This is a genomic window from Colwellia sp. MEBiC06753 (genome assembly GCF_053470325.1).
In genome coordinates this window covers 204,735-230,326 of record NZ_JBQMTM010000002.1, presented here as the reverse complement: position 1 = coordinate 230,326, position 25,592 = coordinate 204,735, and the positions used below count along the sequence as shown (strand labels likewise).

At 40.4% G+C, this 25,592-nt stretch carries 20 protein-coding genes; 4 read left to right on the top strand and 16 right to left on the bottom strand.

Translation table 11 applies throughout. The annotated features are described in order from the left end of the window. Window positions 1-28 precede the first annotated feature (28 nt). Window positions 29-199: a hypothetical protein gene (locus ACOB82_RS02865; RefSeq protein WP_448211435.1), complete on the top strand. Its 171-nt coding sequence runs from the start codon at window positions 29-31 to the stop codon at window positions 197-199. A 23-nt stretch (window positions 200-222) separates the two neighbouring features. Here the strand turns inward: ACOB82_RS02865 and chrA are convergent, their stop codons facing one another. Further along, window positions 223-1,434: a chromate efflux transporter gene (gene chrA / locus ACOB82_RS02860; RefSeq protein WP_448211434.1), complete on the bottom strand. Its 1,212-nt coding sequence runs from the start codon at window positions 1,432-1,434 to the stop codon at window positions 223-225. 213 nt (window positions 1,435-1,647) lie between these two features. On the opposite strand from chrA, the gene ACOB82_RS02855 reads away from it, so the two are divergent. Further along, window positions 1,648-1,797 carry a hypothetical protein gene (locus ACOB82_RS02855; protein WP_448211433.1) on the top strand — a complete coding sequence of 50 codons (150 nt, stop codon included), beginning with the start codon at window positions 1,648-1,650 and terminating at the stop codon, window positions 1,795-1,797. A 520-nt stretch (window positions 1,798-2,317) separates the two neighbouring features. Continuing rightward, window positions 2,318-3,745: a M20 family peptidase gene (locus tag ACOB82_RS02850; protein WP_448211432.1), complete on the top strand. Its 1,428-nt coding sequence runs from the start codon at window positions 2,318-2,320 to the stop codon at window positions 3,743-3,745. 109 nt (window positions 3,746-3,854) lie between these two features. Here the strand turns inward: ACOB82_RS02850 and guaA are convergent, their stop codons facing one another. Both guaA and guaB read right to left on the bottom strand, forming a co-directional pair. Further along, window positions 3,855-5,432 carry a glutamine-hydrolyzing GMP synthase gene (gene guaA / locus ACOB82_RS02845; RefSeq protein WP_448211431.1) on the bottom strand — a complete coding sequence of 526 codons (1,578 nt, stop codon included), beginning with the start codon at window positions 5,430-5,432 and terminating at the stop codon, window positions 3,855-3,857. Between the two features lie 334 nt (window positions 5,433-5,766). Continuing rightward, a complete protein-coding gene (gene guaB, locus ACOB82_RS02840; RefSeq protein WP_448211430.1) occupies window positions 5,767-7,239 on the bottom strand; it encodes an IMP dehydrogenase in 1,473 nt (490 codons plus the stop codon). Between the two features lie 175 nt (window positions 7,240-7,414). Between guaB and xseA the strand changes: the two genes are divergently transcribed. Further along, on the top strand, window positions 7,415-8,755 hold the full coding sequence (gene xseA / locus ACOB82_RS02835; protein ID WP_448211429.1) for an exodeoxyribonuclease VII large subunit: 1,341 nt from the start codon (window positions 7,415-7,417) through the stop codon (window positions 8,753-8,755). 74 nt (window positions 8,756-8,829) lie between these two features. On the opposite strand, the gene ACOB82_RS02830 is transcribed toward xseA, so the two are convergent. The 13 genes from ACOB82_RS02830 to ACOB82_RS02770 form a co-directional block, all read right to left on the bottom strand. Then, window positions 8,830-9,510 carry a PilZ domain-containing protein gene (locus ACOB82_RS02830; RefSeq protein WP_448211428.1) on the bottom strand — a complete coding sequence of 227 codons (681 nt, stop codon included), beginning with the start codon at window positions 9,508-9,510 and terminating at the stop codon, window positions 8,830-8,832. A 172-nt stretch (window positions 9,511-9,682) separates the two neighbouring features. After that, on the bottom strand, window positions 9,683-11,140 hold the full coding sequence (gene der / locus ACOB82_RS02825) for a ribosome biogenesis GTPase Der (RefSeq protein ID WP_448211427.1): 1,458 nt from the start codon (window positions 11,138-11,140) through the stop codon (window positions 9,683-9,685). 124 nt (window positions 11,141-11,264) lie between these two features. Then, on the bottom strand, window positions 11,265-12,476 hold the full coding sequence (bamB, locus tag ACOB82_RS02820; RefSeq protein ID WP_448211426.1) for an outer membrane protein assembly factor BamB: 1,212 nt from the start codon (window positions 12,474-12,476) through the stop codon (window positions 11,265-11,267). 11 nt (window positions 12,477-12,487) lie between these two features. After that, on the bottom strand, window positions 12,488-13,126 hold the full coding sequence (locus ACOB82_RS02815) for a YfgM family protein (protein WP_448211425.1): 639 nt from the start codon (window positions 13,124-13,126) through the stop codon (window positions 12,488-12,490). 9 nt (window positions 13,127-13,135) lie between these two features. Continuing rightward, entirely contained in the window at window positions 13,136-14,410 is a 1,275-nt protein-coding gene (hisS, locus tag ACOB82_RS02810) for a histidine--tRNA ligase (protein ID WP_448211424.1), read from the bottom strand. A 92-nt stretch (window positions 14,411-14,502) separates the two neighbouring features. Further along, window positions 14,503-15,621, bottom strand: a complete 1,119-nt coding sequence (gene ispG, locus ACOB82_RS02805) for a flavodoxin-dependent (E)-4-hydroxy-3-methylbut-2-enyl-diphosphate synthase (RefSeq protein ID WP_448211423.1) — start codon at window positions 15,619-15,621, stop codon at window positions 14,503-14,505. A gap of 11 nt (window positions 15,622-15,632) precedes the next feature. Beyond that, window positions 15,633-16,619 carry a RodZ domain-containing protein gene (locus ACOB82_RS02800; protein WP_448211422.1) on the bottom strand — a complete coding sequence of 329 codons (987 nt, stop codon included), beginning with the start codon at window positions 16,617-16,619 and terminating at the stop codon, window positions 15,633-15,635. 9 nt (window positions 16,620-16,628) lie between these two features. Next, window positions 16,629-18,359: a type IV pilus biogenesis/stability protein PilW gene (gene pilW / locus ACOB82_RS02795; RefSeq protein ID WP_448211421.1), complete on the bottom strand. Its 1,731-nt coding sequence runs from the start codon at window positions 18,357-18,359 to the stop codon at window positions 16,629-16,631. A 147-nt stretch (window positions 18,360-18,506) separates the two neighbouring features. Further along, window positions 18,507-19,664 (bottom strand): bifunctional tRNA (adenosine(37)-C2)-methyltransferase TrmG/ribosomal RNA large subunit methyltransferase RlmN, encoded by a 1,158-nt coding sequence (locus tag ACOB82_RS02790; protein WP_448211420.1) that lies wholly within the window; start codon window positions 19,662-19,664, stop codon window positions 18,507-18,509. A 330-nt stretch (window positions 19,665-19,994) separates the two neighbouring features. Continuing rightward, window positions 19,995-20,426 (bottom strand): nucleoside-diphosphate kinase, encoded by a 432-nt coding sequence (gene ndk, locus ACOB82_RS02785; protein ID WP_448211419.1) that lies wholly within the window; start codon window positions 20,424-20,426, stop codon window positions 19,995-19,997. 468 nt (window positions 20,427-20,894) lie between these two features. After that, a complete protein-coding gene (locus tag ACOB82_RS02780) occupies window positions 20,895-22,586 on the bottom strand; it encodes an NAD-dependent malic enzyme (protein ID WP_448211418.1) in 1,692 nt (563 codons plus the stop codon). A 192-nt stretch (window positions 22,587-22,778) separates the two neighbouring features. Further along, entirely contained in the window at window positions 22,779-22,979 is a 201-nt protein-coding gene (gene iscX / locus ACOB82_RS02775) for a Fe-S cluster assembly protein IscX (RefSeq protein ID WP_448211417.1), read from the bottom strand. Window positions 22,980-23,244: 265 nt separating this feature from the next. Then, a complete protein-coding gene (locus ACOB82_RS02770) occupies window positions 23,245-25,554 on the bottom strand; it encodes an aminotransferase class V-fold PLP-dependent enzyme (RefSeq protein WP_448211416.1) in 2,310 nt (769 codons plus the stop codon). Between the last annotated feature and the right edge of the window lie 38 nt (window positions 25,555-25,592).

Here is a 25,592-nt window from a genome sequence, read left to right as displayed (position 1 = left end):
TTAAAAGCGTTAAAATTAGGAAAGTCCTATGATCAGACTGTTTTTCTTACTGCCAATAATTATGTGTGGAATTTGGTGGTACTATTTAAATTTAAAAGGATTTCAAGCCAAAGACGGCATTAAAGGCTTTGCTTATATATTAACGCTTAATGGCATTATTTTAGGCTTTTTATTAGTGATGATGTATATCACTAACTAACAATTCATCAGTAATGCTAACCGCTACGTTAGCATTATTTGGCTCATCAACACTCCTACCGTTGCAAAACTTGCCACCAAGATAACAATTGGTATTTTGGCAAATTTTAGCAAAATAAAGCCAACCGCTACGGCCAATAAATCATAGTTATTTTGAATCGCACTTACTGCTATAGGGTTATAAAAAGCAGCAATTAAAAAGCCAACTACCGCAGCATTTATCGCAGCCATAGTATTTGCCAACGCCGGAAGCTGCGTAATGTTATGCCACACTTGCTGAAATGCGATATACAGCAAAAACCCCGGAAGAAAAATGGCTAGCGTTGCAATCAAAGCAGTAATAACAGGTGCTTGTTCATTTAAATTGGCACCTAGATATGTGGCAATACTAAACATAGGGCCTGGTACAGCTTGTGCCGCAGCATAACCCGTTAGAAATAGCTCTGGATTTAGCTGATCAGCAACGGTTTGTTGCAGCAACGGCAAGACCACATGACCGCCGCCAAAAACTAAGCTCCCGGCATAATAAAAATCATAAAACCATCCAACCAAAACAGATTGGCTAAACAACAAAGAGCCTAAGAATAAAAAGGCAAATAAACCTAATGCCAGCCAATTTACTTGGTTTAGCACCTTAGCCTTTTTTCCTTCAATTAAATTTTTATTATCACCAGCAACAATCGCTTGCTCAGCATCCCCTTGCATTAGCCTATAACTCACAAATCCAATAACGCCAGAGACAATGAGTACAACCATTTGAATTAAGCTTGAGCTAAAGTAAATCAAGGTTATTGCAGAAATAAGCATCAGGCTTTTATGCAGCCAAGAGCGACCAAACGCTTTAGCCATGGTTAAAATGGCATCAATCACCACCACTGCTGCCAACAACTTTAATCCGTGAACTATCCCAACAAATGTTAAGGTATCGGCAAATTTCTGCCCGACAAAGTAAAGTAATAACATTAAAACTAGCGACGGAGTGGTAAAGCCAATAAATGCCGCAATCGCACCTAAAACACCTGCACGCTGATAACCAATGGCAAAGCCAAGCTGACTAGATGTAGGACCAGGCAAAAACTGGCATAACGCGATTGTTCGGGCAAAACTTTGGTTATCTAACCATTGATATTTACTGACAAAAGCTTGTTGAAAATAGCCAATATGCGCGACAGGCCCACCAAAGCTAATACACCCTAATTGGATAAATCGATAAAATATTTCAAAGTATTTGTTCATTTATTAAGTCTAAGAGAGATTGGCATGTGATAAACGCTATTATCTTAATAATGTATTACAGATATGTCGCTTCCCCAAAACTATTTGAACGTGCGCATATATTTACACATGGAAAAATTAGCAAAATTGGTTATTTGTTACTCAAAATGACTTTCTGAAAGCTTTTATATAACATTACAACCAAAGTTTCACAACTTATCAAGAGAAGTAACCATGGCACATGATGACGATAAAGCATTAGCAAATATTCAAGAACAACCTACAAGCAACACCAATGCACTAGCTCAACAATTAGCCGAAGCTAAAAAAGAAATTGATGAATTGAAAATGCAAATTTTATGGATGGAGCGTTCATACGAGTAACAAGTAATTTATTCCATTTACTACTGAAAACATACATTCCTAGTTTCATTAAATTTAAAAGCCCTACCGATCACAGTAGGGCTTTTATTTTTTGAGTAGTTTTAAGCTAGAGTTTTTTGGCGAGGCTTTTTCGATAGTTTTTTTAGATAGATATAATAAGCCAGCACACAGCCGCCATTGCCCTGCTAAGACTTTTCTCTTTTATTTGCACTATCGGTTACTCTGCCTTTAGCTACTCTGCCGTTCTCGGTACTACAGCCCTTTAAAGCTAGTTAAAACAAACGAAAAAACAGTGGGTAGCGAAATATTGATCTACATTAACTTATGTGATTTCCACCAATATTAAGCACTTGTATTTTAATTGGCAGTCAACTATGTTTGTAAAAGTTATGTTAACAGCGTGTATGGAATGTTATATACTATGAGAAAGCCATTGAAATTTATATTAAATATTTCACAAATAGCCATGTTGGGAATAGGTGTTTCCTCATATGCCAATGAAAAATAAGAATTTACCTCAATGCAAATGAAAGGCGTTGAGCAAGTCGAAATCAAGGTTGATTTAGATTCTGCAGTAAAACGTTTATCTAAAGCCGTTACTTATAAAACCATTTCTAATCAAGATCGAGATGATTTTGATACCAAAGCATTTACTGATTACCACCAGTTTATTAAGAAACCTTACCCATTAGTTCATAAAAATTTAAAGCGTGAAGTGCTAGGTAAGCCGCGCCCTTATAGTTTGCTGTATACCTGGGAAGGGAAAGATCCTAGCTTAGAACCAGCATTATTTTATGCACATATGGATGTTGTGCCTGTTCCAGATGATTCACGAGATCAATGGAAACAAGATCCATTCTCTGGCACCGTTAAAGATGGCTATATTTGGGGCCGTGGTGTATTGGACGATAAAAACCAAGTACATGGCATATTAGAAGCCGCAGAGATGCGATTAAAAGAAGGCTGGCAACCGCAGCGCACTTATTATTTTGTCTTTGGTCAGGATGAAGAAGTTGGCGGTCCAGAAGGCGCTAAGCATATTGCTGATGTATTAGAAAAGCGTGGTATTAAACGCTTTGCCTATGTTATGGATGAGTCAGCACCATTAACTCCGGGTATTTTTCCTGGCATCGAACAAAATACCGCGTTAATTGGTATCGCCCAAAAAGGCTTTGTTAGTATCGAAGTCGCAATTAATGCTGTTGGTGGCCATTCTTCTCAGCCACCGTTAGAGTCAAATATTGTTGCGTTAGCTAAAGCGGTAACTAAAATTGAAGCGTCACAATTTCCCTATAAAATACATGATGCCGTTCGCTATCAGTACCGTTTTATGGGGCCTGAATTACCTAAAGCACAGCAGCCACTTTATGAAGCTGTTGCCTTTGGTAATAATGACAATATGACTGACTTAGAGCAGAAATTTATCGAAGTCATGTCTAAAAACCAGGTAACGCGTGCCATGTTACACACAACTATCGCTGTTACCATGTTTAACGCAGGCATTAAAGACAACGTATTGCCGCCAGCAGCTACTGCAGTTGTTAACTTAAGACCTATGCCAGGTGATACGCCAGAGGTGATTATTGAGCACTTCAAAAAAGCGGTAAATGATGATCGCATTACCTTCCGCGATATTTCTGCATCAACCCCAGCAACCAATATTGCTGATCCATTTAATAATGCATATAAAACATTGGAAAAAACGATTCGCCAAATTTGGGGGAATGACTTAATGGTTGCGCCATTCTTCGTTATTGGTGGCTCAGATTCTAAACACTTCCAAGCTCGTCCATTTGCGCCAGATGTCTATACTATTACAGGTCTGCAATTGGAAAACACTAAAGAGTTCGAAGGTTTCCACGGTGTAAACGAACGGATTTTAGTGAAAGAATACGGTAAAACTATCGGCTTTTTCTATCAAATGTTCGGCAACTTAGATAGCTTATAATTTTTAATATAGGCTTTGTTTAAGCATAAAAAAACCCATCTGCTGATGGGTTTTTTTATTTAATAGGAAGGTTTAAATGGAATGTGAATATCAGAATCAAGTTCTGAACTTATTCCCATTCAATAGTTGCTGGTGGCTTACCTGAGATATCGTAAACCACGCGAGAAATACCGTCAATTTCATTGATGATTCGGTTAGACACTAAGCCTAAGAAATCATAAGGCAAGTGCGCCCAATGTGCGGTCATAAAGTCGATGGTTTCAACTGCACGTAAGCTGACTACCCAATCATATTTACGGCCGTCACCCATTACGCCAACCGAGCGAACTGGTAAGAATACGGTGAATGCTTGGCTCACTTTATTGTATAAATCATGCTTGTGTAACTCTTCAATAAAGATAGCGTCAGCACGGCGAAGTAAGTCTGCATAGTCTTTTTTCACTTCACCTAAAATACGAACACCTAAACCAGGACCTGGGAATGGGTGGCGATAAAGCATATCGTATGGTAAACCTAGCTCTAAACCAATTTTACGCACTTCATCTTTGAACAATTCGCGTAATGGTTCAACTAAACCTAGTTCCATATCTTCTGGTAAACCGCCAACATTATGGTGTGATTTGATCACATGAGCTTTACCAGTTTTAGAAGCTGCTGATTCAATAACATCTGGATAGATAGTGCCTTGGGCTAACCATTTAGCATTGGCTAATTTACCCGCTTCTTCATCGAACACTTCAACGAAAACATTACCGATGATTTTACGCTTAGCTTCTGGGTCTGCTTCACCTTTTAAGCGATCTAAGAAACGATTTTCAGCGTTAACATGAACTATGTTCAGACCAAAGTGATCGCCGAACATATCCATCACTTGCAGGCCTTCGTTTAAACGTAATAAGCCGTTATCAACAAATACACAAGTAAGCTTATCGCCGATTGCGCGATGAATTAGCATAGCAACTACTGATGAATCAACACCACCAGATAAACCGAGCACCACTTCATCATCACCTACTTGCTCTTTAATTTTAGCAATTGCATCATCAATAATTGATGTTGGTGTCCAAAGCTTTTCACAGCCACAAATATCAACAATAAAGTGTTCTAAAATACGTAAACCTTGTTTCGTATGTGTCACTTCAGGGTGGAACTGTACGCCGTAAAAACGTTTTTCTTCATTCGCCATTGCTGCATAAGCACAGCTTGGTGTTTGAGCAATTGTGCTAAAGCCTTCTGGAATTTGTGACACTTTATCACCATGACTCATCCAAACATCTAACAATGCATTGCCATTAGCACCAATAGAATCTTCAATATTTTTAAATAGATCTGATTGGCCAATAACTTCTACCGCAGCATAACCGAATTCTTTATGCTCAGAGCTTTGCACAGCCCCACCTAATTGCTCAGCCATGGTTTGCATACCATAACAAATACCAAGCACTGGAATGCCGGCATTAAATACATATTCAGGTGCACGTGGAGAATTTAATTCAGTCACAGATTCTGGGCCACCTGCTAGGATAATGCCCGTTGGATTAAATTCTTTAATTTGCTCTTCGGTAACATCCCAAGCCCATAACTCACAGTAAACGCCAATTTCACGCACGCGACGTGCAATTAATTGCGTATATTGTGAACCGAAGTCTAGGATTAAGACACGAGATGAGTGGATATCTTTGGTCATGAACAGTTCTCTTTTTAGCAGCTCGTCATGAACAATCTTTATGCGTCGTTATTTTCGCAATAAAGCAAAGTCATTTATTTCAATAAACTCGTTTGCTTTATCACTCAAAAGCCTTGCCTAAAGCCCGTTCATTTAGAGCGAGATATTTCTAGTAAAACAGGCTGTTCAACATTAAAAGTGAATCAACCTGTAAGAATTTTTTAATAAACCGAGAATAATGATAGTTCACAGTGAAATGCTTTTTAGCAAAGAGGAAGCGCGGAGCTTGGTAAACCAAGTGAGCACTTCCAATGCAGATAAAAAACTTGTTCACGAAGAACTAACTTATTCGAAACTAGCCCATGCGATAATTCGGAGCTTCTTTAGTGATAGTTACATCATGCACGTGAGACTCACCCATACCTGCAGCAGTAATCTTCATAAACTGTGGCTTAGTGCGCATTTCTTCGATGTTTGCAGAACCAGTTAAGCCCATTGAAGAACGTAACCCCCCCATTTGCTGATGAATAATTGCTGCAACAGGGCCTTTGTAAGCAACGCGACCTTCAATACCTTCAGGTACTAACTTGTCTGCTTCACCGTCAGTTTTTTGGAAATAACGATCACTTGAGCCTTCTTTCTGTGCCATTGCACCTAATGAACCCATACCACGATATGACTTATAGTAACGGCCTTGATATAGCTCAACTTCACCTGGTGCTTCTTCAGTACCCGCAAGCATTGAACCAACCATTACGCAGTGTGCGCCAGCAACTAAAGCTTTAGCAATATCACCTGAGAAACGAATACCACCATCAGCGATAACCGGAATATCAGTACCTTTTAATGCATCTACCGCATTTGAAATCGCGGTTAATTGCGGCACACCAACACCCGTTACAATACGGGTGGTACAAATTGAACCAGGGCCGATACCTACTTTAACGGCATCAACACCAGCATCAGCTAACGCTTTAGCACCGTCACCAGTAGCAACGTTACCAGCAACAATTTGTAAGTCAGGGTATTTGGCGCGAGTTTCTTTAACACGCTCAATAACACCTTGCGAGTGACCATGCGACGTATCAATCAATAAAACATCGACACCGGCTTTAACTAACGCGTCAATACGCTCTTCAGTACCAGCGCCAACACCTACAGCTGCACCAACACGTAAACGACCAAACTCATCTTTACATGCGTTTGGTTTGCGCTCTGCTTTTTTGAAATCTTTAACCGTAATTAAGCCTTTCAGCTTAAAGTTATCATCAACCATTAAGATTTTTTCAATGCGGTGCTCATGCATTAAATGCAAAATCTCGCTACGCTCAGTGCCTTCTTTAACCGTCACTAAGTCGTCTTTTTGCGTCATTAACGCTGACACTGTTTTAGATAAATCAGTTTCAAAACGTAAATCGCGGCCAGTAATAATACCAACTAAGTTGTGTTCAGCATCAACCACAGGGAAGCCTGAAAAGCCTTGCGCTTTTGCAAGTTTAATCACTTCTTCAATGGTAATATCAGGGGAAACAACAACTGGATCAGAAACAATACCGCTTTCGTATTTTTTCACTTGTGAAACATTACGCGCTTGTTCTTCTATGGTCATATTTTTGTGAATGAAGCCGATACCACCTTCTTGCGCTAAAGTGATCGCTAAAGGTGCTTCAGTAACGGTATCCATAGAGGCAGATACCATAGGCACATTTAAGCTAATTTTACGCGTAAGCTTGGTTTTTAAATCGGCAGTATGAGGCAGTACCGTTGAGTGGGCAGGTACTAAAAGAACATCGTCAAAAGTTAACGCTTCTTGGGCAATTCGTAGCATTACAATATCTCACAAAGTTAAATTGGAGGAGGAAATATTGCGGCAGAATTTTAACCGTTTTCACCTTGAAGGTAAACGTTAATTTTTAATAAAAATAGAAATAATTAGCCACAAATCCTTAAATAGCCAGATATAATAGAAAACCTAAGCTTTTATCTGGGGAAAAACGACAATAATGACGACTAAACAACATATTTTAAATGTTAGCGAGCTAAACAAAAAAGTCCGTTTTTTATTGGAGTCCGAGATAAATGTGGTGTGGTTATGTGGTGAAATATCGAATTTTATCGCAGCAAGCTCAGGTCATTGGTATTTATCACTAAAAGATGAAAAATCTCAAGTTAAGTGCGCCATGTTCAAAGGCAATAATCGTATTGTCAGAATTAAACCGGCTAACGGCAAGCAAGTATTAGTCAAAGCAAGAGTTTCACTATATGAACCTAGAGGTGACTTTCAGCTGATTATTGAACAAATGGAAGATGCCGGCGATGGCCTGCTGCGCCAACAATATGAAGCATTGAAAGCGAAGTTTGAACAAGAAGGCTTGTTCTCGCTAGCCAAAAAGCAAACGTTAAAACCCAGTTATTCCAAGGTTGGTATTGTTACTTCCCCAACCGGCGCTGCCATTAAAGATATTATTAGCGTCTTGAATCGCCGCAACCCAACCGTTGAAATGATATTATATCCAGCATTGGTTCAGGGTGAACTTGCCGCCAGTGATATAGCCAGCAGTATTGAACTGGCAAACGCTCGAAATGAGGTTGATATATTAATCGTTGGCCGCGGTGGAGGCTCATTAGAAGATTTATGGTGCTTTAACGATGAACGCGTCGTAAGAGCTATTGCCGCAAGTACGCTACCGGTGATCAGCGCCGTTGGCCATGAAATAGATACCACACTGGCTGATTATGTTGCTGATTTACGTGCGCCAACGCCTTCAGCAGCGGCAGAAATTATCTCTAGTGATCAAAGTGAATTACAACGCCAAGTGACTAAACAGTCGGAAAGGCTTTATTCATTATTTAATCAGCGCCATAAGCAATTAACGACTGAGTTAAGCTATTTAACTACACGCCTTGCCCAATGCGATCCACAAAAGCGCTTGCAAGCATCTGCTCAGCAGGCTGATGAATTACACCTTCGCTTAGTAAAGGCGATGACAAAGCTATTAGCAATTAAGCAACATCAACCTACTTTACTTAGCAAAATGTTGTGGCATTTAACCCCTGAGCACACTATCGCCAGTCACAGCAAACAACTAAGCCAGCTAGATGGTAGGCTTAAACATAATGCGCTTGATATGTTAACGGGAAAACAGCAACAATTGGGGCATATGGCTGAGCAGCTTAATATCGTCAGCCCTTTAGCAACCATCGCCAGAGGCTATAGTATAGTCAGAGATAATAACCGCAACATTATAAAATCAACTAAACAAGTGGCTATTGATCAAGCGCTTACTTTGCAATTAGCCGATGGTGAGATTACGGCAAATGTCAGTGATATTAAGAATAACTAAACTGGTTTAATTTACGCTTAAAGTAAGCTTATTTTTTATGATTGAAATATAGCAAGGAAAAGTAAATTAGAAGTTTAGTGTTCCATGGTAATTTCTGTTTTAAGCAGTTCTACTACCGCTGATTTATCACCCGCTTCAAATTTAACCCCAACACTAATGGCATCAACTTGCGGTTTGACATTACAGATTTGGGCATTCAATTTAACCGTACTTTTACCGTGAAAATTTTCAATCACGATAAACATATCTTCATCTTTGTTCAGCAATAGCGAATCACCATTGGAAATGGCTAACTGACAACCTTGTACTGACAAATCTAATATATCTGCCTGCCAATACTCATCTTTAATTTTAACCTTGGCTTTAATATTGGTTTCTATGCGCATACTAGAACGTAAGCTTTGTAGGCTCACGGTTTTAGGAAATTCTAGTACCATAAGCCGCGATGGTATTTGCAGTGTTTGTCTAACAGGGCTAACAAAAGCAACAACCGCGCCTTCATGCCCTTCAATTAATCCTCTAACCGTAATGTTGGTGCCTTGATTAATATATTGTGAAAAGCTGCCAAATTTAGGGCTATCAGGCATTTGAATTAACACATACTGCTTGGGTAAATAGCCGATAAAGACAGTACGAAACTTACCGCGTTTGCCTGCCGGAGTCACAATATCTATAGTTACCGTAGCGCCCGCATTAAGTAACCCTAGATTGCGATTTAAACGATTTATAACATCAATTTTTTTCGGCTCAGACATGGCACGCTAACCAAATAACTTTTATATATTTTATCAGTTTACCCTAGCCAAGTTACTTGGCAAAAGCAATTCTATTAAATGGTTGCAATGATTGCTAAACAATAAGGTGCTAAAAAATAAAAAGGTCGCAATTGCGACCTTTATTGAACTAAATATATGAACAACGAGGCTACTAGTCTTTCTTATAACCTTGCGTTGCACGAGCGATTTTTTTCTGTTCGCTATAAGTTAATTTTTTCTTACCAGCAAAAGGATTAGACGTTTCTCTAAATTCAATTTTTATTGGTGTGCCCATAATTTTCAATGACTTGCGATAATAATTCATCAAGTAGCGTTTATACGACGGCGGTAAGTGCTTAGTTTGGTTACCGTGGATCACCACAATCGGCGGGTTGTAACCACCTGCATGGGCATATTTTAATTTGATACGACGACCATTATGCATAGGCGGCTGATGATCAAATACCGCCATATCCAGTATTTTCGTTACCATAGAAGTAGAAATGCGTTTCGTGGCTGAGACAAATGCTTCTTCTACCGATTCAAACAAATGCCCAACACCGGTACCATGAAGTGCTGAAATAAAATGGATACGAGCAAAGTCAATAAAGCCTAAACGGCGATCTAATTCTTTATGAATATTATCTTTTACGTCTTGATCAATACCGTCCCACTTATTTACCGCCACCACCAGTGAGCGGCCGGCTTCTAAAATAAAGCCAAGTAAGCTTAAGTCTTGATCGGTAATGCCTTCTCTCGCATCAATAATTAATAAACATACATTCGCATCTTCAATGGCGCGCAACGTTTTAATTACTGAATATTTTTCTACAACATCATTAACGTTTTTACGGCGGCGAATACCAGCGGTATCAATTAAGGTATATTCACGGCCATTGCGTTCCATCGGAATATAAACACTGTCACGTGTGGTGCCGGGCATATCGTAAACCACAACACGTTCTTCACCTAAAATACGGTTTGTAAGTGTTGACTTACCAACATTCGGTTTACCGATAATGGCAAGTTTAATTTTATCGTCTTCTTCAGGTGCATCAATTTCAACTTCTTCACCCTCTTCAAACACTAGCTCTTCACCAAACTCATCATCTTCACTTGGTGTTTCGCCAAGCGCTTCTATGTGCGGCGACAAAGCAAGGGTAAGTAATTGTGTAACGCCTCGGCCATGGGCTGCAGCAATTTGATGCACCGTATCACCAAGGCCTAAGCTAAAAAACTCTGCCACAGCACTGTCGGCATCAATACCATCAATTTTGTTGGCAACGAGGAAAACTTTTTTATCTTGCTTACGCAAGTAATCAGCAATCGCTTCATCAGCAGAGGTTAATCCAGCACGAGCATCGACTAAAAATAATACGGCATCTGCTTCTTCAATCGCCATTAACGACTGTTCAGCCATTAACGCATCAATACCTTCTTCATTGCCATGAATACCACCGGTATCAATAACAATAAACGGGTGCTCTTCTACCGATGCCTGACCATATTGACGATCACGTGTTAGCCCTGGGTAATCAGCCACCAATGCATCTCGCGTACGTGTTAAGCGATTAAATAAGGTCGATTTACCGACGTTTGGACGACCTACTAAAGCTACTACTGGTAACATGAATACCTCAAAACCTATTATGACTATCTATGCTGTTTAGAAACTAATAACGGCTCCATATGCGCTAGCAAGGAGCCGTCGAATATCAGGTATAACTATAGCTTACGCTAGCTAAAGTTACCGCTTATGGCAGTTTAATCGCTTGTAGCGAACCATCGCGTGCCTGTGAAAAAATGATATTATCAACTACAGTTGGCGTTGAATGAATGCCACTGCTGTCAACTTCATAACGCGCAACTATGTCGCCCGTTGTTTGGTCGATGAAATGTAAATAACCTTCAAAATCACCAACTACAATATAATTACCAATAATTGCTGGACCGGTAACACCACGATTAGTTAATGCAACATTGCTCCAACGTTCAGTGCCATCGATACGGTCAACCGCATAAACATGGCCTTTAAGGTTAGTTAAAAATATTGAGTTACCTTCAATTGCGATTTGGCGATATGACGAATATTGGCGCTTCCATAAAATACGACCGTTACGAATATCAATGGCGGCTAAATTACCACGTGATGAAATCGCATAAACTTTATCACCAAAAACTACGGGCTTAGAGTCTACGTCAATCACGCGTTCAAGTTCTGTCGAACCTGTTGGTTCACCAATAATCACCGTCCAGCCTGGTTGGCCTTTTTCCAGCATAAAAACTGACAGTTCACCGGCTGAGGTACCGACCAATACACCACCAGCTGCAGTAGTTGGCGCACTAATACCGCGTAATGTTAATGGTGGTACATCTAATACTGTTTGCCATAACTCAGTGCCATCGGTCGCGTTAAATGCTTTTAATGTACCTGATACGGTGTTTACAACTAAGATACCTTCATCTAACGCCGGACGAGCGATAATTTCGCCTTTTACTTTTCCAGTCCAAGCAATTTCGCCGGTTGCTTCATCAAGAGCGATTACTTCACCGTTTTCGGTACCAAAAAAGACCTTGTTGACACCAGCAATTGGGCCGCCTGCAACTAAAGCTGACTGTCTACTATCAAAAAAGCCGCGTTTACCTTCAATATCACTTAAATCAACGTGCCAAATTTCTTTACCGGTTGCTTCATCAAATGCATAAGCATCACCTTCACGGCTTGCAGTAAACACTTTGCTGTAAGCAACAACGGGTTTAATGCGAGAGAAATAATGCTCAACACCATTACCAACGCTTTTCTCCCACAATTCTTCTGGGGTAAATTGTTGAGTAATTTCGGTTAACTCAGCAACTTTTGTTGCTTCGTCTTCATCATCAGTCGAAGAACAAGCAGTTAACAGACTGACAGCTGCAAGCATTGCCAGCAGCTTGATATTAATTATTTTTGTTATTGGATTCTTCACTAAAACGCCTACTATTGAGTAAGTTGAGAAGCTTGGGCTAAATCATCAATTTTTAACTGTAAGCTTGGATTGGTAGTTAATCCACCAGCAGTTGCCGCTGCTTGATAGGCATTACGCGCCAGTTCAGTTTTGCCTTGTTTTAAGTAAGCATCACCTTTGATTTCCTCTACTTCCGCTGCGAATGCTTCTGGTATAGTCGCTTCAACCGTGGTTAATGCTTGCTGGTATTGTTCAAGTTGAATTTGTACGCGAGCTAAACGCAAAGTAGCAATCGCTTTAATGGCTTCACTTGGCGCAGTCGCAATAGCTGAATTTAAATGCGTTGCTGCTTTTTCCCAGTCACTATGCTCAGCCGCATCTTTCGCTAAGCTTAATGCAGTTAATGCCGCATAACTTGACTCACCGTTGGCTTTTACAAACTGCTCTGCGTCTGTTTTAAATTGATCATGAGCACTGGTTTGACTTTCCATCAATGAAATATATTCACTTGATAACGCTTGTTCTTGCGCTAATTTATTGTCTTGGTAATAGTTAAAACCAATGAAGCCAGCAAAACCAACAATTAAACCACCAATAATGTGGTTACCGTTTTCGTGCCAAAACTTTTTAATCGCTTCAACTTGTTGTTCTTCTGTTTCAAATCTTTCCACAATACTTCCTTAAATAATACTTTGTAGTAACTCAGCCACTTGTGCAAACGCTAAGCTCTGTTGTTCTTGCTGACCGCGTAAATATTTCACCGTTACTTGCTGGTTCGCCAGCTCATCTTCACCGAGAATTAACGCGATTTGGGCGCCTGATTTATCAGCACGCTTCATTTGTTTTTTCATATTGCCACCACCACAGTGACTTTGAATACGGATATCCGGCACTTGGTCGCGCCATTGTTCAGCTAGCTTAATCGCGGCCAAATCAACTCCTTCACCTAAAGCAATAATATAAGCGTCAACCTGCGGTCGAATATTATTAACTTTTTCAAGGCTAGTAAGCATTAACACTAAGCGTTCAATACCTAAGGCAAAACCAAAACCAGGTGTTGCTTTACCACCTAACTGTTCTACTAAACCATCATAACGACCACCAGCACACACTGTACCTTGGGCACCTAAACTTGAAGTAACCCATTCAAATACTGTGCGATTATAATAATCTAAACCACGCACTAAACGCTCATTTATTTGATAGTCTATGCCGGCGTTGTCTAAGTAGACTTTCAAACGGTCAAAATGTTCACGAGTTTCGTCACCAAAATAGTCACTTAATTTCGGCGCACCAATTAATGCTGCTTGTACATCAGGATTTTTGCTGTCTAACACGCGAAGCGGGTTGGTGTGCATACGACGTTTGCTGTCGTCGTCAAGCTTATCTTCATGTTGAGTTAAATAAGCAACCAACGCATCGCGGTAGGCTGCGCGCTCTTCATTTGAGCCCAGAGAATTTAGTTCTAACGTGACATACTCACTAATGCCTAACTCTTTCCAAAGGCGCGCTGAAAGCATAATAATTTCTGCATCGATATCTGGCGTGGCAATACCAAAAGCTTCAATACCAAACTGATGAAATTGGCGGTAACGGCCTTTTTGCGGGCGTTCATGACGGAACATCGGCCCCATGTACCATAAACGTTGTTCTTGGTTATACAATAAGCCGTGTTGATTGCCGGCACGAACACAACTGGCAGTACCTTCAGGTCTAAGCGTTAAACTATCACCGTTGCGATCATCAAAGGTGTACATTTCCTTTTCAACGATATCGGTCACTTCACCAATTGAACGTTTGAATAAAGCCGTCGATTCAACAATCGGCATACGGATTTCCGCAAAACCATAATTACTCGCCACGCGGCGTAATGTCGATTCGACCATTTGCCAAATATTCGTTTCTGATGGCAGACAATCATTCATACCACGAATCGCTTGGATCGCTTTACTCACTTAAATCGCTCTCTTTTCTTAAAAACAATAGTAAAAATTCAACGGCGCATTATAGGCGCTTAAAGGTTAAACGTAAACTAAGCTAATTTCGCTTAGTCAACTTCTTTGACATCAATTTTATTGGCCGCATCCATTAATTTGGCTTTAGCGCGAATGCGAGCTTCTAATTGATTGACTAAATCGTCATTATCAAAGCGTTCACGTTGACGGACGCCATCTAGATAAAAGCCACTTTTTTTGCTGCTGCCGGTTAAACCTAAATCAGATACTGTTGCTTCACCTGGGCCATTTACAATACAGCCGATGATCGATACATCCATTGGCGTTAAAATATCTTCAACACGTTGCTCTAGTGCGTTCACTGTACCGATCACATCGAATTCTTGGCGGGAACAACTCGGGCAAGCAATAAAATTAATACCACGACTGCGAATTTTCAGCGATTTTAAAATATCAAAACCCACTTTAATTTCTTCAACCGGATCAGCGGCAAGCGACACGCGTAGCGTATCACCAATACCTTCATTAAGCAGCATACCTAAACCAATCGCCGATTTTACTGAGCCCGAGCGTAAACCGCCCGCTTCAGTAATACCAAGATGTAATGGGTTATCAATTTGCTTGGCAAGTAAACGATAGGCCCCTACGGCTAAAAACACATCAGAGGCTTTAACACTGACTTTAAAGTCATGAAAGTTTAATCGGTCAAGAATTTCAACATGGCGCATCGCCGATTCAAGTAAAGCTTCTGGCGTTGGTTCACCGTATTTTTCTTGTAAGTCTTTTTCTAGCGAGCCGCCATTTACCCCGATGCGAATGGGAATACCTTTATCTCGAGCAGACTCAACAACCGCTCTAACCCGCTCTTCTTTACCAATATTTCCTGGGTTAATTCGCAAACAATCTGCGCCGTATTCAGCTACTTTTAATGCAATACGGTAGTCAAAATGAATATCAGTAACCAAAGGTACATCCACTTGCTTTTTAATCTCTTTAAATGCTTCAGCCGCATCCATTGTCGGTACGCTAACACGAACGATATCAGCGCCGACTGCTTCAAGTGATTTAATTTGTGCTACCGTTGCAGCAACATCGGTGGTTAAGGTATTGGTCATCGATTGCACACTAATGGGTGCATCACCACCTACCGGGACGTTACCCACCATAATTTGACGTGATTTACGTCGGATAATCGGAGATTCTTTAAACATAGACATAATAACTATTCAGATAATTCTGGTAAGGTAAATTTAGCAATATTGCCAATATTAAATTTCGACATATCAACAGGTTGACCATTGTAATCGATGGATACAAGCTCAGGCTTACCCACGGTGACTTTGAAAGGCGCTTTACCTTTAAGTTCCATAACATAGCCTGATTTTTTGATGCCCCAAGCAATTCGCTCGCCATCACCATCATAAATATTTACCCAACAATCGCCAGCAAAAGTAAAGATAGCGGAGGCTTCAACGAGTGTTTGGTTTTGAGCTGCACCATCCAGTGATTCAGGCTCATGTTCAAGCGCAGTGTTAACCAGTTCGGTTTCAATTGATTGATTTACCGTTTGCTCAAGCTCTTCCATCTCACTAGCGTTTAACTCTGATGCAGTTGATGATGCCGTGTTTTGTTGTGCTGTTTTGGGGCCTGAGAATGAAAGTCCTTCGCTACTTTCGTCATTTTCAGTTGACGGCGTAACATCTGACGGCACTTGTTGTTGAACAGATAATTCGCTCTTGTTCTCTAGCGTTTGAGCTTCGGGTGACGCTGATGGTGAACCTGTCGAAGCGTTTAGCCCTGCATCTTGCCAGTAGTAAAAAACGGTAGAGGCCACTAGTCCTGCAAAAATAAAATAACTCAGCCACATTAAACGGCTATTTTGCGCTTCTTTTTCGGTGGCCTTTGAAAAGCTCTGCATTTCAGTACGTTGCTGTACCGCCACACCAAGCATTTCATAGCTAGCGATAATATCTTGTTCAGTAATACCGACTAGTTTTGCATAATTTTTCAGGTAGCCCCGATTGAATGTATCAGGTAGCGACTGATCAAATATTTCTTGTTCGATATCATTAACCAAGGTCATGCGGAAATTTAATTTATCCGCGACTTCTTTCTGACTTAAACCGAGCTTAACTCTAGCCTCTGCCAGCATTTGGCCAGGGCCTACAACTTCAATATCTTCTGTCAGCTCATCAGAGTGTTTACTCATGTTCGCCTTTTACTCTTCAATTTGTTGAACAACAGATGGATCGGCTAAATACACCGTATCACCTATTTTAATCAATGCGCGCTCATCTAAACCATTCCACTTGCGCAAGCTACGCAAGTGGATATTGTAACGTTTAGAAATGGTAAATAAATTCTCACCCGCCACGACTTTGTGCTGCGGGAGTTCATCTAATGAAAGATAAGTATCTTCTGCTATATCTTTAGCAATACTCTGTGCTTCACTGTTTTCAGCCACTAGTGTTTCAGGTGAGTTCAGTTCAGTGTTGTCGCCATCGTTTTTAAGCATGTGTTCATTAGTGTTGTCGTCATCGGCACTGTTTATCTCTAAACTATTATCGCCAGCGATTGAGGCATAACCAAACTCATCTACCTTGCTAACGTTTGATTCTTGCTCGGTCAATTCACTGACTAATTGTTCAGCCGCGTCAGTGGTTTCGGCGACCGTATCTAGATTGGCATCCTCGCTTTCTTCAGCCATTTCCGTTGCAAATTCTTCCACTGACTGCTGGGAAACCTCCAGCTCAGACAATTCATTGCTAGTTGTTTTTACCGTTTCCGTACTTAACTGTTCATTTGCTTTTGTTTCGTTAGCGACAGTTGTTTCTGAAAATTCATCCACTTGCAATGTACTATCTTCACGACCTTCATTATTCTCTATTGGTGCAACAGTTAACGGCGGAGCTTTTAATACCACCGTTTTCTTTTGAGCTTTAGTAACAGTCGCTTGATTTTCATCTGCTGTTATTGCCGCCTCTTGCTCGGTTTTTAACTGTGCTGATTGACTACTGTCAGTATTAATTGAGTTTTTTCGACGATTAATGGCTAAGGCCGGCTTATCTTGGTCAGATAACACAACTACTTTTTTCGCAACATGCCCTGTGCTAGCACTAAACTTAAGTAATTGATATTTTTCAGCTAATTCGTCTGCTTCTATTTCTGCTAAATCATTAAGTAAATATTGTTTCGCTTGCCATGACTCTGGAAACATATTGACCAGCATAGTGCCATAATTTTTAGCAATTTTACGATTATCAAGCTTTTGATTAATTTTAAAGCTTAACGCTAACGATTCTGGCGTAAAGCGACGCGTAGCTTTCTCAAAGCGCTTACTATATGCCAGCGCTTGTTGATAATTACTTTGAGCATATTGTAAGCGCATCATTTGATACAAAGTAGGAGCGCTCGAAGGATTATGATCAATGGCTTTTTCTAAATAAGTTTGTGCTTTTTCAAAATTAGGCGCTTTAAGCTGACATAACGCCAAGTTTTCATAACTTTGAGAAACCAATAAATAGCTGGGTACAGCAATCGCTTTTAAAAACTGTTTTTCTGCTTCTGGCAATTTATCTTTTCGACACAGAAATACCCCATAATTATTCAGGGTGTCTGCATCATCAGGCTTTAACGAAAGTGCTTTTTCATAAGAAGCAATGGTTAACTCATCTTCACCGACTGTTTCATAGTAATGAGCAAATGCGGTGTAAACTTGAACAAGATTAGGCGAAAAACGCTTAGCTTTTTCGAGATTCAACTTAGCTTGAGTGGTATTGCCCATTTTCAGGTAGCCCAAGCCTAACGAAATACGGGTCATTGCAATTTCTGTATTGCTGGTGTCATTTTGAATTACTGGCGTATTTGAGTTTTCATAGTTTTGCGTTACACACGCTGACAATGAAGCCACTGACACAGATAATGCAATAAGTTTTAGCGCTTTAACCATAATGTATATTGATCGTTATTGTTGTAATAATGATGAAGCGTTAACTCCTATTTGTAGAGCCAACATGAACTGTTCACTTTGTAAATTAACCTGCAAAGTGTTTCAGCTTTGTTCTAAGCCATTCAATCTACAGGTTAACATTATTGATTACACCATTTTTACTGAAATTTCGTCACTTTTCACCTGTTTTTTTGCAGCAATAGTTGCAGTGCGTTTAGTACGATCTAAAACATCACCAGCAAGTTGACCACAGGCGGCATCAATATCATCACCACGAGTTCGGCGGGTAATCACAGTAAAACCATAGCTTTGTAAGACTTTATCAAAACGATCGATACGAGAATTACTTGAACGCTTATACGGTGATCCTGGGTAAGGGTTAAATGGAATCAGGTTAATTTTACTTGGTGTATCTTTTAACGCATGCGCCAATTCATGGGCTTGATCTGTGCTGTCATTAACATGATCAATCATAACGTATTCAACCGTCACCGCTTTCTGCGCTTTTGAACCATCAATGTAACGGAGTGATGCCGCTAAAAATTCTTCCAACGGATACTTTTTATTAATTGGTACTAACTCATCACGTAGCGCATTAGTTGGCGCATGTACCGAGATTGCCAACGCACAGTCTATTTTTTCTTTAAGCATATCAAGCGCAGGAACCACGCCAGAAGTACTAACCGTCACTCGACGTTTAGATAAGCCATAACCTAAATCGTTAAGCATATTATCAAGTGCAGGGATTAAGTTTTTCATATTTAACAGGGGCTCACCCATGCCCATCATTACGATGTTGGTAATGGGACGAGTACCTGCAATGCGCGTTGCGCCGATATCATTAGCGACACGCCAAACCTGACCAATGATTTCAGCTACCGATAAGTTACGGTTAAAGCCTTGTTGCGCTGTTGAACAAAAGCTACATTCCAAGGCACAGCCTACTTGTGACGATACACAAAGTGTTGCTCGGTTATTTTCAGGGATCCACACCGTTTCCACTTCCTGACCGCCTTCTAATTTCAAGGCGTATTTAATGGTGCCATCACTTGAAACTTGCTTCTGTGAAATTTCAGGCGCTTTAATCTCGCAATTTCTGGCCAACTTCTCACGTAACTTTTTGTTAAGGTTGGTCATTTGTTCAAAGTCGTCATAACCAAAATGGTACATCCACTTCATGACTTGATCGGCACGAAACGGCTTTTCACCAATAGAGGCGAAAAATTCACGTAAGCCTTGATGATCAAAGTTAAGTAAATTTACTTTAGATGTAGTTTTTTCAACTGGATTAACCACTTCAGTCATAAATCGAATTCTCTAAACAGCAAACAAAAATTAAAGGGCGCAAATTGTACACTTTTTAAGCAAAAGAGACAATTTAAAGCTTGATTAGTGATAAAGGCTCTATCATCGAAAACCCTTATCACTAACCGCTTTTTACATTAGGTTTAAATTTTTTACCTAAGTTTGAATAAAGCAAAAGGATTTTACCGAATATTCAGTAAAACCCTTTTTGGTAATTCATTTTTTAATCAAAGCTATTGTTGAGAGTTCTAGAAGATAACGCGCAGCGTATCAATATACGTGAGCATTCTCGACAACGAAATCTCTATAATAGTGAAGATTAAATGTGAATTAGCGAGTGCGTGGGCAAATTTCTTCTTCAGTAAAGAAGTAAGCAATTTCACGAGCCGCTGATTCTAAAGCGTCTGAACCGTGAACTGCGTTCTCATCGATAGAGTTTGCGTAGTCTGCACGTAAAGTACCTGCTAAAGCTTCAGCTGGGTTAGTTGCACCCATGATTTCACGGTTTTTAAGAACAGCACCTTCGCCTTCTAAAACTTGAACCATTACTGGACCAGAAGTCATGAATTCAACTAAAGCACCGAAGAAAGGACGCTCGCTGTGCTCAGCGTAGAAACCTTCAGCTTGCTCTTTTGATAAGTGAAGCATTTTAGAAGCAATGATTTTTAAACCAGCTGTTTCAAAACGGTTGTAGATTTGACCGATAACATTTTTAGCAACTGCATCTGGTTTAACGATAGAAAAAGTACGTTCGATAGCCATTATAAAGCCTCTTAAAGTATTAAATTAATAAATAGGGGTAAAATTTTGGCGCGATTATAGACTAAGTCAGATCAAAACACTAATCATATTCTGAAACTTAGGGTCTGTTGATCTTTCATTTTAGTCTCTTCTATAGGCTAATTTTTAAGATGACAAGGCGAACAGAGTGTAATGTAGTTATTCTACATTAACGATTTTCAACGCAGTTAGGTTGAAAATTAGCCATCGCCCTTCGGGTTGTTTTGAAAAAGCGTCACTCTTTGTTGCTTAATATGCATTTGGAACAACCAAACTTTATATTAAGCGCCGTGATTGACCGCTTTTTCAAAAACAACAGCGTTATAAACTGAAAGATCAACAGACCCTAGCAAGTGAAATAAAATCAGCATGAAACCTAATGTCTTGTTTATCCAATAAGCATTAGGTCACATGCATGTTATCGTCCTAGCAACTAGCGTGAATAAATGACTAGATGCTAATACGTCGATACTGGCGATAAGCTGGCTGCCAGAAATTCCGATCAATTTTAGCAATTAACATATCGTCAGGAATTTCTAACGCTAAGCCTTGTTCATAAGCCACTTTCGCCACAGCAAAGGCAATTTTTTTACTCAATGCTGCAATTTCAGTGATTGGCGGTAATAAATCCCCTTCGCCTTTGTTGGCACGAGGCGATGCTTCAGCTAACGTTTCACTTGCCACCATTAACATTTCGTCGGTAATGCGATTAATATTTGCGGCAACTACACCTAGGCCTAATCCAGGGAAAATATAACTGTTGTTACATTGGGCGATTGGGTAAAGCTTGCCTTGATATTCTACTGGTTCAAACGGACTACCTGTAGCAACTACCGCTTGGCCTTCTGTCCAAGTAATCACTTGCTCTGGTGTTGCTTCAACTTGGCGTGATGGATTACTCAGCGGGAAGATAATCGGCGCAGAGCAATGCTGGTGCATAGCGCGAATAACTTCTTCAGTAAATAACCCGGCTTGACCTGAAACGCCAATTAATACATCAGGTTTGGCATTATGCATTACTTCAAGCAAGCTAGCGTATTCACCTTCAATATCCCAACTAGCTAAGCGGTCTTTAGGCTGCATCAGTTTTTGCTGAAAATCTCTAAGCCCTTCCATGCCTTGGGTTAATAAGCCAAAACGGTCAACCATATAAATTTGGCTACGCGCTTGCTCAGGGCTTGCACCTTCACTGATCATTTGGGTAATAATTTGTTCGGCAATTCCGCATCCTGCAGATCCTGCACCAACAAAGGTGACTTTTTGATCAGAAAGCTTAACGCCTTTCGTACGACATGCAGCTAACAAAGTACCGACAGTAACCGACGCTGTCCCTTGAATATCGTCATTGAAACAGCAAATTTTATCTCGATATTTTTCCAGTAACGGCATGGCATTAGGTTGAGCAAAATCTTCAAATTGCAACATGACATGCGGCCAGCGACTCTTAACCGCAGTAATAAACATATCAACAAACTCGTTATATTCCGCCTGTCCAATACGTTTACGACGCGAGCCCATATACATAGGATCATTTAATAACTTCTCGTTATTGGTACCAACATCCAAAGTAATAGGTAAGCAGTACGCTGGGCTAATACCACCACAGGCGGTATATAATGCTAATTTTCCAATTGGAATGCCCATACCGCCAATACCTTGATCGCCAAGGCCGAGAATTCGTTCACCGTCGGTAACGACTATCACTTTAACCTTGTTTTTGGTGGCATTACGTAAAATATCATCTAGCTGATCGCGCTCATCATAACTGATAAATAATCCACGATTACTGCGATAAATATCTGAGAAACGTTCACAAGCATCACCAACAGTTGGTGTATAAATAATCGGCATCATTTCTTCAATGTGCTCTTGTACCAACCGGTAGTACAAGGTTTCGTTATTATCTTGAATATTACGTAAGTAAATATGCTTATTTAAGTTAGTGCGAAAGCTGCTAAATTGCTGGTAACAACGTTCAACCTGCTCTTCAATCGTTTCATAGCTTGGCGGAATTAACCCTGTTAGGTTAAACATTGCGCGCTCTTCTTTACTAAAGGCACTGCCTTTATTTAACAGCGGTGCTTCAAGTAAACTTGGGCCTGCATAAGGAATATATAGCGGACGGTTTTTATCTTTAGTCATAATGCTCTTTATGTATAAGATAACGCACAAGTTAAGTCATAAGGTAAGTCATGAACTAACTTATGACGTTAACTAAGTGATTATTTTTCAATCGAATTGGCGAAATTGGTTGTCAGTATAGATGAAGAGACTGCGACAAAAAAGCCGACCATTGCCCTTGGAAGAAATTATTTGACTAGTTAGTCGAGAAAATTAGTCTGCTTCGTCCATCCAAGCCAGCTGAATAGCCTCTAATACTCGCTCACCACAATGGTTAGGATCATCATCAAATCGCTCTAACGCCATGACCCATTGCATCAACTCCGGAAAATGTAACTGGCGAGGATCGACATCAGGATGCTGTTCAATTAAATCTAGTGCTATTTCCAGCGAATCAGTCCACTTTAAGCCCATGTTGCGTGCTCCTAGAAAATTAAATGAAAGAAAAAGTAATCTGCTACCAGCATCAGTATAAGCCATAACAGCAGATAACGTGCTCTTCGACAAAAAGCACAATCGGTATGCCATAACTGTTTTAGAAAGTTCTTCAAGAGTAACTAGCCATAATGTTACGTAAGGTTGCACTTACTTTATACCAATTAAATATTGCTATAGTAGCAATTTTACCAACAAAAAAGCCGCTGGAGTTGCGGCCTAATTATTTAATCGATGTCAGGATTTAATCCAGCAGAGCAAAGCCACCGGGCACATGATAGACATTAGCAAAGCCATTGCGCTTTAAGGTTTTTGCCGCTGCATCACTGCGACTGCCACTGCGACAAATACAGATAAATTCATCATTTGCCTTGTTATGTCGATTGCTATGGACAAAATGGGTAATTTGAGTCAATGGCACATTCACTGGCTTTTTACCAGCCACATAGGCATTTGGGTAGGCCTCAAATTCATGTGGTTCTCGTACATCAACCACCACCGCATTAGGGTGCTCGGCAACATACTTGCTAAGCTCACTTGGCACGAGATGGCCAATTTGGTTTTGTTCAATAGCAATACTTCCACAATAACTATGACAGTCGGTGGCAGGTAATTGCTGATCTATCTGAGATTTTTGCTGAGCAAACTGCTCAACGGTTAATTCACCCGATAAAACTTTAGCAAATAAGGCGTTAGTTTTACGCTCCATTGCCAAGCTTGTGCTGAACAGCGTTTGATAATCATGGCTAGGACAAATCAAGGTTTCATCAGCTATCACTTGCGCTAAAAATTGCAGTGAGTGATAAAGCGCTGCGGCATCACTGGATTGACCATCGGTTCTACCTAAGCCGCCAATTTGAATGCTATCACCAGTAAAGGCATATTCAATATCGGCTTTTAATAACTTACCGTTATGCGTTTGCCCTAACAGGTAAGCAACGCTATTTGCCGTATGACCAGGCAGCGGCATTTTTGCCAATACTTTATTGCCCACAGTGATTGCTTGTACCGATACATCATTTTCAAGCGTTATTATCTCGGCACTTTCAGGCCAGCCCAGTACGCCAAATTCACCTTCAGCCATATGCTCTGGCAATAATTCTCGGATCATTTCGGTATTAAGCACTTGCTGAGTGTGGTGATGAGACTCTAACACCGCCACCACCTGATAGTTTTGGCAACGAACTAAGCGCTCAAATTTATTTACTAACTCAGGTGTGGCATCAATCAGCACGCATTGCTTATTGGCTTTATCAACATAACACCAAGTACATTGCTGATCGTAAACCCATTGCTGTAAGCCATCGACACCAAACTCGCTGATATCATCGGTATCAGACAAAATCAGGCAGCTATGCTTTAACGCTTCAACCGCTTGTTTAATAGCTTTACAAGCTTGATCAATTTCACATTGTTTAGTAGCAGGGCCAAATGATAAACGGATTGCCGACTCACTTTGCCACTTCTCTTTCCCCATAGCATCGAGCACAAAACTACCGGTAACTTTTGACGAACATGCAGAGCCAGAACTGACACGAATACGCGCGGCATCGAATAAGTCCATAATATCTTTGCTAGAAAGACCTCTCACTGAAAAATTCAGTGTTGTTGGCAATGAACAATTCAGATCATGATTAAAAATAATATCAGGGAATACTTCAGTTAAGGTTTCCACTAATTGCTGACGATAAGCGAACAAGGTTTCTGATGGTTTAAAGGTATCATCATTCGGGTCATCAAGTAGCGTTAATACCGCCTGTAATGCGGCAATACCCGGTAAATTTTCAGTGCCTGATCGTAATCCACTTTCTTGTCCGCCACCTGCGATAAATGGCGTAAACGGCGCACCTTCACGCACATACAGCACACCAATGCCTTTCGGCGCATAAAGTTTATGGCCGCTAAATGGCGCATAATCTATGGTTGTTTGTGCAATATTCAACTCAATTTTACCTAGAGCCTGCACACAATCTACCATCCATAATGCCTTAGGGTTATTTTCTCGAATCGCTTTTTCTAGCAATGCTAAGTCTTGATATACACCGGTTTCATTATTGGCCGCCATAGTGCAAATAATGATGGCATCTTTTGCGTGCTGACGAATAAAGTCGATATCTAAAATACCATTTTCATCAACAGGAATAGCAACTACATCACCATGAATGCCCAGCATTTTGTTCCAATGCTTTAATGTTTCCGGTACCGCTTTATGCTCTGTTGCACCATATAGCATTAGCGGTTTTTCACTATTAATGCCTTTATCTTTGGCTGCTTGCAATGCTGAGATAATTGCCGTTTGAATACCTTCGGTTGCGCCACTGGTAAAGGTAATTGCCCCTGTGCTCGCACCAATAACCTTTCTCACTAAACTACGTGTAGTTTCTAGAATATATTTCGCTTTAATGCCAGTAATGTGACTACTACTAGGGTTGCCATAACACATTTGCATGGTATGCATCGCGGCTTCAGCTGCCTGCGGCAGTACTGGCGTTGTGGCATTGTTATCAAGGTAGATTTCATTCGCTTGTGGCTTTATATCGGTAAGAGACAACATAGTAGTACTTCTAATTCTTTGGAATATTCTCAGTATCT